This window comes from Streptomyces sp. NPDC054834, from assembly GCF_053611185.1.
The window spans coordinates 1-11,026 of sequence record NZ_JBSGZV010000097.1 but is presented as its reverse complement, the minus strand read 5'-3'; the positions used below and the strand labels follow the sequence as shown (position 1 = coordinate 11,026).

The 11,026-nt window shown below is 66.0% G+C and carries 12 protein-coding genes and 1 pseudogene; 11 read left to right on the top strand and 2 right to left on the bottom strand.

Features of this window, described 5'->3' with window-relative positions; all coding sequences use genetic code 11:
- Positions 1-140, bottom strand: a pseudogene (locus ACWGJM_RS48485) (IS5/IS1182 family transposase); the annotation flags it as partial.
- Between the two features lie 89 nt (positions 141-229).
- Here ACWGJM_RS48485 and ACWGJM_RS48480 point away from each other — a divergent pair.
- From ACWGJM_RS48480 to ACWGJM_RS48440, 9 genes are all read left to right on the top strand, one after another.
- Positions 230-1,402: a hypothetical protein gene (locus ACWGJM_RS48480; RefSeq protein WP_453418187.1), complete on the top strand. Its 1,173-nt coding sequence runs from the start codon at positions 230-232 to the stop codon at positions 1,400-1,402.
- Positions 1,403-1,500: 98 nt separating this feature from the next.
- A complete protein-coding gene (locus tag ACWGJM_RS48475) occupies positions 1,501-3,051 on the top strand; it encodes an AbiJ-related protein (protein WP_453418186.1) in 1,551 nt (516 codons plus the stop codon).
- A gap of 54 nt (positions 3,052-3,105) precedes the next feature.
- Positions 3,106-3,594 (top strand): hypothetical protein, encoded by a 489-nt coding sequence (locus ACWGJM_RS48470; RefSeq protein WP_453418185.1) that lies wholly within the window; start codon positions 3,106-3,108, stop codon positions 3,592-3,594.
- 306 nt (positions 3,595-3,900) lie between these two features.
- Entirely contained in the window at positions 3,901-4,173 is a 273-nt protein-coding gene (locus ACWGJM_RS48465) for an endonuclease domain-containing protein (protein ID WP_453418188.1), read from the top strand.
- A gap of 9 nt (positions 4,174-4,182) precedes the next feature.
- On the top strand, positions 4,183-5,472 hold the full coding sequence (locus tag ACWGJM_RS48460; RefSeq protein WP_453418184.1) for a tyrosine-type recombinase/integrase: 1,290 nt from the start codon (positions 4,183-4,185) through the stop codon (positions 5,470-5,472).
- Positions 5,466-7,274 (top strand): hypothetical protein, encoded by a 1,809-nt coding sequence (locus ACWGJM_RS48455; protein WP_453418183.1) that lies wholly within the window; start codon positions 5,466-5,468, stop codon positions 7,272-7,274. Before ACWGJM_RS48460 ends, ACWGJM_RS48455 begins: the two co-directional genes overlap by 7 nt.
- A complete protein-coding gene (locus ACWGJM_RS48450; RefSeq protein ID WP_453418182.1) occupies positions 7,271-7,960 on the top strand; it encodes a site-specific integrase in 690 nt (229 codons plus the stop codon). Before ACWGJM_RS48455 ends, ACWGJM_RS48450 begins: the two co-directional genes overlap by 4 nt.
- 152 nt (positions 7,961-8,112) lie before the next feature.
- Positions 8,113-8,691: a hypothetical protein gene (locus tag ACWGJM_RS48445; protein ID WP_453418181.1), complete on the top strand. Its 579-nt coding sequence runs from the start codon at positions 8,113-8,115 to the stop codon at positions 8,689-8,691.
- A 146-nt stretch (positions 8,692-8,837) separates the two neighbouring features.
- Positions 8,838-9,356 (top strand): hypothetical protein, encoded by a 519-nt coding sequence (locus tag ACWGJM_RS48440; protein ID WP_453418180.1) that lies wholly within the window; start codon positions 8,838-8,840, stop codon positions 9,354-9,356.
- A 282-nt stretch (positions 9,357-9,638) separates the two neighbouring features.
- Here ACWGJM_RS48440 and ACWGJM_RS48435 read toward each other — a convergent pair whose 3' ends face one another.
- A complete protein-coding gene (locus tag ACWGJM_RS48435; protein ID WP_453418179.1) occupies positions 9,639-10,133 on the bottom strand; it encodes a hypothetical protein in 495 nt (164 codons plus the stop codon).
- Positions 10,134-10,502: 369 nt separating this feature from the next.
- Here ACWGJM_RS48435 and ACWGJM_RS48430 point away from each other — a divergent pair, with 369 nt between their 5' ends.
- Positions 10,503-10,673, top strand: a complete 171-nt coding sequence (locus tag ACWGJM_RS48430; protein WP_453418178.1) for a hypothetical protein — start codon at positions 10,503-10,505, stop codon at positions 10,671-10,673.
- Positions 10,670-10,963 (top strand): type I-E CRISPR-associated protein Cas6/Cse3/CasE, encoded by a 294-nt coding sequence (locus tag ACWGJM_RS48425; RefSeq protein ID WP_453418177.1) that lies wholly within the window; start codon positions 10,670-10,672, stop codon positions 10,961-10,963. The genes ACWGJM_RS48430 and ACWGJM_RS48425 overlap by 4 nt, the downstream gene beginning before the upstream one ends.
- Positions 10,964-11,026: the final 63 nt, after the last annotated feature.

Here is an 11,026-nt window from a genome sequence, read left to right as displayed (position 1 = left end):
GTGGCCACGAAGATGATCGCCGCGAGGACCTCGCGGTCCCCGTACCGGCGCCGGCCTCCGCCCTGCGGCCGTGTCGGAGCAGGTGGTACCACCCGCTGGAACAGTTCCCACAGCTCGTCCGGCACCATGCGCTCAACCATCACCACACGGTGCAGACTACCCAGCACACCAAATGAGACGACGTCTAAAACCGGTCCGCGACCGGTGCGGGCGCCGCTACCTTCGCGCCATGTCTTCCAGCGACGGCCCCAGCGCGGCCGACCAGCAGCTCATCGATCACGCGGCGCGTCACGACCTCACCATCACCGCCAAGCAGCTCGCCGGCTGGCGGCGGGCCGGACTCCTGCCGGGGAACATCCCAGGCGGAGGCCTCGGCCAGGGCCGCGGCAGCACGTCCACGCCGCCGCCCGAGAGCTTCGACCTGGTCGTGGCTCTCGGCCGTATGTCCGGGCGCGGCAAGCGGCCGACGGACCTGGCGCTGCTGCTGTTCACCGACGGGCTCCCGGTACCGGAGGCGACGGTCCGCGCCGCCTTCCGTGCCGCCGTTGACACCGCCACTCTTCCCGATGAGGGTGACGGCGCGGACGACGGCCTGGACCTAGACGAGCGGCTGGACCGCCTCTCCCACCAGCTTCCCGACAGCGGCCAGACCGTGACCCTTGTCCCGGCCCGTGCACGCCGCATCGATGAGCGCATCGCCCGCATCCTCGGTAAACTCCCCGCCGAACTCGTGGAGTTGGACCACAACGCCGAAGCGCCGCGGCTCACACCGCAAGACGCCACGCTGACCGCCGTGACCGCGACCCTCGGCGGCTCCGTCCCCCTGCAGGACATCGGAGCCCTGCTGCGCGCCATGAGCCCGGGCATGCCGGCCAATCCGTTTGCCTCGCTCGTCGAGACCACCGAGGAGGACGTCCCGGAGGCCGCGGCCAGAATCATCGCGGACGACGGGTCACTGACCTTCATCCCCGACGGCGACGCCCGTGATCTCCTGCGGGCGTTGGCGGACACGGCGTCACTGAAAGACCTCGCGGCCGGCTGGCGCACTGCGGCCCAGGTGCGGGAGTGGGCTCTGGATCTGTGCCAGCGGGTGGAGCGCGAGCTGGACGCCGGGCAGCTCGGCGAGGCCGTAGAGGAGTGGCTGCACGGCAGGCTGCTGCCGTCCGGGGTCTCCGTCACCGAGACTTTGCGGGATCGCCGCTGGGCGCCGTCGAAGGGCGCGTTCTCGGCACTGATGCTGCTGTTCCAGTGCCAGATGTTCGTGTTGCTGGACGGTCTGGTGCCCGGCTGCCAGTGGCACGTCCTTCAGATCCCACGGGTGGTGCCGCCACCCGTCCGTGACCTGATTCTCAGCAAGGTGGTCGGCCCGGAAACAGCAGCGGCCGGAGAGGCCATCAACTGAATCCATCCCGGCGCGCGGCGATTGACGCTCGGGTGCCGAAGAGGGGCAGCTGGTCGGGGATCGGGTCCTCGCAGGCGGTGCGACGAGATAATCAGGACGTGACCAAGCATCGCTTCCTTGTTGCCCGGCAGATCGGCGCGGAACCGTTCAGCTACACGAGGACCTGCCTGGATACCAGCCTGGTCGAGCGGCTTCGGAGCACCTCGTTGGACGACATGACCGACTTGGACGCGGCCTACGAGCTGACCCGGCTTGCCATGGTCGACCTTGAAGCGTTCGGCACGGGCGGAGGCGAGACTCTCGACGACCAGGAGATCGCAGTACTCCTCAGGACCCTGCCCGCCGTGCTGAAGCGTCTCGGGGTCGCCCTCAACCTGCCCTTCCGGGACTTCAAGAGCTTCAAGAGCTACTGGAAAGACCAGGGGATGAGCGACAGCTACGCCGCACGCCGGAGCTACGTCAACGGCGTGTTCGGTCCCGTCCTGGATCACTTAGGCGAGTACCACCCCCATCTGCGGCAGAGCCGCGACCAAACGCGCCGCATCACCGACGTCACTCGCCGTCGGCTTCGCGACGGTCTGGCGGGCGCATGGTGGGGCGGGACGCTCGACGAGGTGCAGTTCCTCAGCCGCCTGTACGACCTCGACAACCTGCCCAGCCACGACTCCCGGTTCGCCAATGCCGCCCGGGACATCTGGCAGCACTGCATCAACAATCCCGCAGACTGGGAAGACGACTGGATTTGGCACGACGAGCGGTTCGGCCTGGCTGACGGCGACGAAGCGCTCCTGCGGTTTCTGGCCGAGATGTTGCACCCGGCGGTGCGCACCGATACCGCCGAAGTCGAGCGCCTCCATGCATTCTTCAACGAGACGCTGGCGCACGACGGCTACGAGCTCATCGAAGTGGACAGCATCAGCGGCACACCAGTGTTCGCTGCCCGCACGATCGGCGCCGGCGTGCCCGGCGTCATGAAGAACCTGATCTTCGCCGCGGACGGGCCGAAACCGGAGTTCGTGCTCGGCGACGCCATCAACAACGACGTCCTGATAGTGAAGAACGAGCAGTTCTGCCTCGTGTACAGCCAGCCGCTCAGCGCATCCGGCCTGACCTGGGGCGAGATGATCAGCTGGTGGCGGGCCCGGGAGTCCCTCCCCGCGGACATGCCGGACAACGAGGTCGGTCGTGCCCTCTACAAGCGGCTGTGGGCGTCACTGCATAGCGATCCCGAGCGGCCAAAGTGGCTCTCGCCCGAGCAGAGGGTGTTCCGCACCTACTGCGAGCTGTACCCCATCAGCGAGACCGGAGCCAGTCACCCGGCGCTGCTGCCGCAGGTGTACCTGCACATGGACCCGAAAACGCGCAAAGAGCGCGGCAACAAGGACAGCGCCCTCGGCCGCGAACGCATGGACTTCCTCCTACTGCTCCCGCACGGAGCCCGCGTCGTGGTGGAAGTGGACGGGAAACACCACTACGCCGAGGGAGACGAGGCGTCCCCGCGGCTGTACGCGAAGATGGTCGCCGAAGACCGGGCGCTGCGGCTCAAGGGGTACGAGGTGTATCGATTCGGTGGGTACGAGCTGGGCCTGAACAGTGCTCCAGCGATGCTTCGCCGGTTCTTCGCTGAGCTGCTCGGGAGCCAGCCATAGGGCATAGGCCCGTTCGACCCACGCGAGCCCGCAGCGGGCACGATGATGCGGCGTATGAGAGATGACACGGTGCGCGATCAGATCCGGTTCCTGCGCGATTGCCTCGACGGTGAGGAGGCGCTTGCTCTCGTGGCTGGGGACGGTTGGCCTGAGCCCACGGGTGAGGTGGTCAGCGCGTTGAGAGCCGGTGGATTCACGGATGAGCAGATCCGCACGATTTTCACCTGGGGACCCGGTCGCGCGGCTGTATACGCCGATCTGCTGCAGCGCATTCTTGATCAGTTGGCAACGCTCAGCTCCGTCAGACGGCCGGCTCACAAAGAGGCCGTACGGCGCGGCATTCACTCGCTGCTGCATTTGTACCGAAACGCGCCAGGCTGGGAACCGAAATGGGGGCCGGACTTCCCATATGCGCGCCTGAGCAGGGTGACCAGGGAGCGGGCTGTCGAGCTGCTTGCTGACAGAGGGCGGCACGAGGCGCCGTCGGTTGATTCCCTCGGGCTTTCCCCTCAAGGGCGGTGCCAGTCCGATACGTCAGCATGACCGTCGGGAACGACATGCCGCCCTGGAGGTCACCATGCGCAAGCCACACGATCCTCACGAGCAGACGCTCCCGCCCACCTGGTTGCGATCGTCGACGCTGCTGTTCGCCGACGCGCTGGGAAAGAACCCTGCGCGCCGGACGACCTCGGCATACGGGATCAGCGGTACGCCCGGCGACCGTTGGACGGCTCAGCCGGCTACCACCTATGGAGCCCCACCCGAGGTCAGGGCTTTTGCCATCGTCACCGCCGCCGCGACTATCTGCTGTACTGGCAGGACGAGGAGCTGGGTCCGCCGATAGCGGCCGTGCATGTTCCGCCGGAGCACAGGTGCGGGGGCTGGGTGGCGCCGCGATATCTACCCCGGCCCTGGATCGGTCCCTTGCCCGAGCGGTGGCCGGAGGAGCGCATCCCCATCTGGTACGCCGGGTGGCGGCTGCACGACATCCAGGACGGCACGTGCGCCACTTGCAGCGCCCCCGCCTACGCGATCGACCACGACCATCACACTGGCCTTGTCCGCGGCCCGTTAACCGAACTAACTCGTGAGTTCTTGCAGGTCAGAAGGGTTTTCCGTTAGCTTCTCGGGATGCTTCAAAGTGATGTCCCCGAGCGGGACTTGGCAGCGTTCGTCCTGCCCGAGTTAGGCAGGCTGCAGGAGACCGGTGATCAGTGGGCGCCGTACCAGTTACTCGCCCAGGATGGCGTTGTCGTCGATCCCGTCCGGGTCTTCTTCGCCGAGCTGCAGGCAGAGGACAAACCTGCCTCCACGGTCCGCTCATACGGCATGGACCTGCTGCGCTGGTGGCGTTTCCTGTGGGCTCTCGACATCGAGTGGAGCCGGGCAACGCGCACAGATGCGCGGGACTTCATTCGGTGGATGCAGATCGCGAACAAGCCGCAGCGCCTGCACTGGAGACACCGGGAGGCGGGCCACTCCGAAGAGACGGCGCCGAGGCCGCGGACGACGCGCAAGAAGATCCCCGGTACGCCGAACGCCATCACGGGCGAGGTCTCACCCGGCCCTCAGTACGCCGCGAGGACGCGCGCGCACTGCGAAACCGTGCTCCGCACGTTCTACGACTTCCACCGGGACGAGGGCACCGGGCCGATCATCAACCCTTTTCCACTTGACCGCTCGCGTCGCAGCAGCCGCGTGAACGCCCACCACAAGCCTGACCGGCCCTTTGACCAAGAGCGGACAGGCCGCTACCGGCCGACCATCCCGAAACGAGCGCCTCGCCGCATCCCGGACGAGATGTTCAACGCGCTGTTCGCCGCGCTCCGGCACAACCGAGATCGTGCTCTCCTAGCCTTCTGGGTTTCCAACGGGGCCCGCGCCGAGGAACTGCTATCCAGCCGGCAGTGCGATGCCCTCCCGGGACAGCAGTTGGTCGGCGTGACCCGAAAGGGAACACGCGCCTACCAGCAGCTTCCTTGCTCAACCGACGCCTTCGTCTGGCTGCGCCTCTATCAGGAGGAAACAAGGCGAGACGGCATCCCGCGGGGCAAGAACCTGCCGTTGTGGTGGACCCTGAGGCGGCCCTGGCGTCCGCTGAACTACGACGCGGCGCGTGCGATGTTCAACCGGGCCAACGAGCTCCTCGGGGCGAACTGGACGCTCCACGATCTACGCCACACCGCGTCCTACCGACTGGCCCGCGACCCCAACATGCCTCTGACTGACGTCCAATGGGTCCTCGGTCATGCGCATCTGACGACCACACAGCTCTACCTTCCGGCCAGCCAGGACGAGGTGTTCGAACGCGTCCGCGCTCATCATGCACGCCGGGCAGAGCAGCGTGAGCGTCCGCCCGCGCCACCGGCCCCCGGCTACAACTCCGACTCGCTGAAGACTCTCTTCGGGAACTCATGGTGACGAGCATTGCGACCTTGCGCACTCCGGCCGCCATCCGAGATGCACAGCCACTCGCCGGCGAAGCCCTGCGGGCCGCCAAGAAGCGCTTCCCGCCGCGGCCCTACGAAGACGCCTGGCCAGCTACCAGCCAGTCCTATGAGGAGGTCGTGGCCCGGCTGAACCAACCCCCGCTACGGGCCGCGAGCGAGTCCACCCACTTCTACCGGCGCCGGGGCGCAACGCTCATCCTCCGCTGGCTCCTGGATCAGCCGGGCGCCACCTGGCAACAACGATGGAACGCAACTGCGGCCGCAACCTCGACCGGGGCACAGTGGAACAAGCTCAACGCCAGCTGGGTCGGCTACGACGCGGCGAATGCGAACGGCATCCTGAACACCGGCTTGTTCGCCCTGGTCTGCGCCGATGTGCTCCGTCCGTCGCTTCGCTGGCAGCTCACCCGGACCTCGACCAATCTGCGTGCCATCATCTGCCAGTACCGTGACCCTGAGGGATTTGCTCGCCTTCAGGAGTTGGTGGGCCCAGAAGCGTGGTCCTCTCACCTCGGCATTCTCGCCAAGAACGTGCTGGTCAAGCTGGTCATCGCCAAGGGCGGGGGTCTGGCAGACATCAATGTCGGAGACGCCATTGAGTACATGGAGGTGCATCGAGCACTGCGGGCCACGTCGGGCGGACAAAGTCTGTTCTACTCCTGGCTGAAGGACCTGGGTCATCTGCCGTCCGACGCGCCTGTGTCACTGAGGCTGCTGCACCGAACGTCCGGCCAGGTCTCGGTCGAGCAGCTCGTCGACCGCTACCGGCCACAGTCCAAGCCGATCCGGGACCTGCTGGTCGAGTACCTCAAGGAACGCCAGCCCACCATGGACTACACGTCCTTGGAGGACGCGTCCCGGACGCTCGTGAGGAACTTCTGGTTGCAGATTGAACGTATCCAGCCCGGCATCGACACACTCCGGCTGCCGGCCGAGGTCGTGAGCGCATGGAAGCAGGTGAGCCGGACGAAGGTCACGCGCCGTCGGCTGCCCGATGGCACAGTGCACGAGGAAGTGTCGGAGCGCGCCAACTACGGCAGCCTCATGATCGGAGTCCGAGCTCTATATCTCGACCTGGCCCACTGGGCCGTCGAGGAACCAGAACGCTGGGGCCCGTGGGTTGCTCCCTGCCCGGTCAGCGCCGCCGATGCCAGTACCTCCAAGCACCAGAAGCGCCGCAAGGCGAAGATGGACCAGCGCACCCGCGAACGACTGCCCGCCCTGTCCACCGTTGTCCGCGCTGCCAGAGCGAACTGGACGGAGGCCCGGGAGGGGATGGATGCCCTGCAGGCCGCTCCACTCGGCGGTCAGTTCACGTTCAGGGGCCGAACCTACACGCGCCAAAAGAAGGACTCGTCGACTCCGTTCCGGGCCTACGACGAGTCCGGCCGACGCATCCATTTGGGGCTGCTCGAGGAGCGGGCGTTCTGGGCCTGGGCCACGATCGAGTTTCTGCAGCACACCGGCGTCCGGATCGAGGAGATGCTGGAGGCCAGCCATCACGCCTTGATCCAGTACAAGCTGCCCACCAGCGGTGAGGTCGTGCCTCTGCTCCAGGTCGCTCCCTCGAAAACCGACGAGGAACGGCTTCTTCTCGTCAGTAGCTGGCCGATGTCCTCAGCACGATCATTGCCCGCGTGCGTGATCCTCGAACGGGCGCGATCCCGATGCTGCCCAACTACGACGTCGCGGAGAAGATCTGGAACCCCCCGATGCCGCTGCTGTTCCAATGGACGTACGGAGGCCAGCGGACACCGGTGTCCCGCCAAATGATCCGCGACGGTCTCAATGAGGTCCTGGAGCGAACCGGGCTCACCGACTCCGCGGGCCAGCCCCTCGACTTCGCTCCTCACGACTTCCGAAGGATCTTCATCACTGACGCCATCCGCAGCGGCCTGCCACCCCACATCGCGCAGGTTCTCGCAGGCCACTCCGACATCAACACCACGATGGGTTACAACGCCATCTACCCAGCGGACGCCATCGAAGCCCACCGCGCATTCATCGCCCGTAGGCGGTCACTCCGCCCAAGCGAGGAATACCGAACGCCGACGAATGAGGAATGGGACGCTTTCCTCGCGCACTTCGAGAAACGTAAGGTCTCCCTCGGAACCTGCGCCAGGGCGTTCGGAACCTCGTGCATCCACGAGCACGCTTGTGTCAGATGCTCGCTCCTCCGACCAGATCCGGCCCAGCGAGCAAGGCTGGTCGATATCCGCGATAACCTCATCGCCCGTATCGCCGAAGCCGAGCGTGAGGGCTGGCTCGGCGAGATCGAGGGGCTTCAAGTCAGTCTCGCTGGCGCCGAGGACAAACTCACCCAGTTTAATTCGGAACAGAACCGTCCCCGTCGGGCTGTCGATCTCGGGATACCTGTGTTTGACAACTCGTCGGACACACATGACGCGGCACGATGTAATCGACGCATTCGGTATCTGGATGATGACGATCAGTCGTAGCGTTTGGGTTCGACGCATGATGCCTGCATGTTCGGCGAGCCTCCGACAAGCAAGAGGTATTCAAGTCCTCCTATGGCAAACTGCTACTGGCGGGACCTGTTTTCCTGCTCGGCGTATCACAGTGAAGGCAACCTTTACGAAAGGACCCTCGCATGGCAACTGGATGGTTGGGGCTGGATTGGGGCAACGTGCCAACCTGGGTCGGAGCCGTGGTGACAAGTACGTCCGTCTCAATCGCAGCTATCTCCTATCGGCGCAGCGTGCATGACAAGGAGCGTGGCCAAGCCAGCCTTGTGGGAGCGTGGATCGGAATCAAGGAGAATGCCGGCAAGCAGGAGCGTGTGATTCGCATCAGTAATGCTAGCGATGCTCCGGTCTACGAAGTAACTGTCCGCGTACCGGGAATGAGGGAGGAGAACCTTTCGGAGCTACTTCCGAAGTCGACTACGACCCTGGATGTGCGACCGCCCTCTAGCAAATCCTCACGGATTGCCTCCGCCACCGTCAGCATGTGGGTGTTTTCAGCGTCCGCAACCCGGGAGACCAGATCAGACGATCCGCCGCCAGAGCTGGAGTTTCGGGACGGCTCGGGGAAGCTATGGCGAAGGTCACCTGATGGAAAGTTGAAATTGATTAACGAGCGGACTTTTACATCTGTTCGTACGTCTCTCAAGTTGCCGTTCATGGAAGTTACTTCGGAGCCTAAACAGCCGAAGTCGCAAGCAGATTGAAAAAAATCCACCCCGGGCCGGACGAAGGAAGAACCCGTTAACGTTTACGCTGCCCGGGCGGCTCCGCGAGGTGCCTGCCTGTCTCCAGAGGGTGGGCTCTCTACGGTGGCACTATGGCACCCACGCAACGGCCTATCCCGCTTCCCGTGAGCACGACCCCCTTGGTGACCGATTGGATCGGCGCATGGTCCATGGCCGGTGCAGCCATTGGCACAGTCGCTGCCTTCTTCACCGGCTTCGTTCTCCTCCGGAACGAGGTCGCCCGGGACCGCAAACAGAAAAACCTTGAACGACGAGGTCAGGCTCGACTGGTTCACGGCTACGCAACGTGGCAAGAGTCGGTGAGACTGGGGGCCGCCTGGATCCGCGAGGGTTATGCCTACGTGATCGAGAACAACAGTGACGAACCGATCTATGAGGTCGAGATTCCCCGCGACCTTGAAAACACCGCAACCCGGTACGGCATGATCGTCGCCAAAGGCAAGCAGATCCAGCCGATGACGGACAACGAGGTCAGATCCCTCGGGCTGGCTGATGCATCTAGAGCGCGCGATGACCTGGCCACCACGGGAGTCCACGTCAGCCCAGTCGTCTTCTCCTTCACTGATGCCGCGACAGTTCGCTGGACACGGGACTCGGACGGCCGACTCAGCGAATGCAGTTAGTTCGGAGAAGGCTTGTTGTGCGTCTCCTGCAACAAGCGGGAGGGCACCTGCCGACGTCGCGCGCAGGAGGGCACACATCCTGGAAGGCCATGCTTCCAGCCCTATTGGGACGATCCGCCGGCCGCACCGCTGCGCTGGATGCACGGGAAGTCGTCCCTATCAGCGGCATGACAAGGGACCCCGGTCATCCAGCGGGGCTCCGTCGCGCCTGAGAACTCGCCCAAGCAGAGCCGTTTCGACTCTGTTCGAGGCGGCCGCCGCCCTGCCGGCGCCTGGCCGGGCTCATCCCTCGGGCACGTGCGGGCAGGTCTCGCGCTGCTGATAGCTCCCTGGCACACCCGCGCCGGCAGCAGCCCAGAAGGGGCGGGAGTCCTGGAAGTGGCCGCCCAGGGTGTGCCAGGACAGGCCGGGATGCTCGAGGCGCAGCGCTTCCAGGCCCGCGGTGGCCAGCCCGCATCGCTGGTACTTCTCCATGGTGTAGGGCCACTCGACCCACCCGAGTCGGCAGGTGGTGCAGACGGTGTAGTCGACGGCGAAGGCGACGTCGCCGGCGAGGTTCGCCGCTCGTTCCCTCCAGCCGGGCCGCTCCGAGGAGGGAGTGTCCTGCCAGGGCGCATCCAGCCGGATGACGGTCCAGCCGGTGGGCTGGCGGCCCCATCTGCCGCCGCTGATCGCGCGTAAGAACCGGTGCCAGGGCGTGCCGTCCGCCGCCCACGCCACGTTCCGGGCCTGCGCGGCCAGCGCCCGCGCAGCGTCCCGCTCCTCAACGTCTGCCATGCCGACCACCCTGCCCATACGACCGACTCCCTCAACTCGTCTCAAGTGGTCGGGAGTCCAAGCCGTGCCGACCGGGCGTGCCGCCGGGACATCGGCCGGCCGGGCCGCATCCAGCCCGGCTGCACCGGGCGCTGTGGCAGGCCCGCGGGAGGGTGCCTGCGGCTGGCGCCTGGTGAGGGGCTGACGCCCGGCCGCCAGGCGTGGGTGGCGCGGGGATTCGCCGTGTCCGTGTGTGGCTGCTGCTCGCCGGCGTGGTGGTCAAGTGGCGCGGGTGGCGGGAGCTGGTCATGGTGGTGGGGGCTGGCTGGCCCGGGCGGGCAGGGTCGCCCACACCTGACGTCCCGGGTACCGTCAGAGGCCCGGTCGTCAGTGGGCTTCTCCCCTGCGGGCCGTCGGTCGGCCCCGTGCCCGGTCAACGGCCGGGGGGTCCGCACCGAGTACGTCACCACCCTTACCCTGCCCGCCGACCTCTGCGCCGGCCTCGGCACCGACTGGATCAACGCCCTCGCCACTGCCCAGGGACTGGAGGCCACTGCATGACCACTCCCACGGCACCCACCACTACAGCCACAGCCTGGCTGACCCAGCTCCGTCTCAACACCCGCAACCGGGCAGCCCTCACGGACCTCGGTGACGCCAACGCCATGCACCGCACCCTGATGCGGCTACTCCCTGACGACCTCGGCGAGACGCCTCGCGCCCAAAGCCGTCTGCTCTATCGCGTGGAGGAGACCGACACCGGGATCACCGTCCTGGTGCAGACCGGCACCCGACCGCTCACCAACCGGATAGACCCTAAGACGTCGTCTCATTTGGCGAGTCTGCGGTAGCAGATGAGGCTGCATGCGATGGCGGTGAAGGCCAGGAAGTGTTCAGCCTTTCGTTCGTAGCGG

Bases quoted from the DNA above. Each gene is read 5' to 3' on its own strand.
- ACWGJM_RS48450 (WP_453418182.1), top strand. From the start codon at position 7,271: ATGATCCGCGACGGTCTCAATGAGGTCCTGGAGCGAACCGGGCTCACC.
- ACWGJM_RS48435 (WP_453418179.1), bottom strand. From the start codon at position 10,133: ATGGCAGACGTTGAGGAGCGGGACGCTGCGCGGGCGCTGGCCGCGCAG.
- ACWGJM_RS48460 (WP_453418184.1), top strand. From the start codon at position 4,183: ATGCTTCAAAGTGATGTCCCCGAGCGGGACTTGGCAGCGTTCGTCCTG.
- ACWGJM_RS48470 (WP_453418185.1), top strand. From the start codon at position 3,106: ATGAGAGATGACACGGTGCGCGATCAGATCCGGTTCCTGCGCGATTGC.
- ACWGJM_RS48445 (WP_453418181.1), top strand. From the start codon at position 8,113: ATGGCAACTGGATGGTTGGGGCTGGATTGGGGCAACGTGCCAACCTGG.
- ACWGJM_RS48455 (WP_453418183.1), top strand. From the start codon at position 5,466: ATGGTGACGAGCATTGCGACCTTGCGCACTCCGGCCGCCATCCGAGAT.
- ACWGJM_RS48425 (WP_453418177.1), top strand. From the start codon at position 10,670: ATGACCACTCCCACGGCACCCACCACTACAGCCACAGCCTGGCTGACC.
- ACWGJM_RS48480 (WP_453418187.1), top strand. From the start codon at position 230: ATGTCTTCCAGCGACGGCCCCAGCGCGGCCGACCAGCAGCTCATCGAT.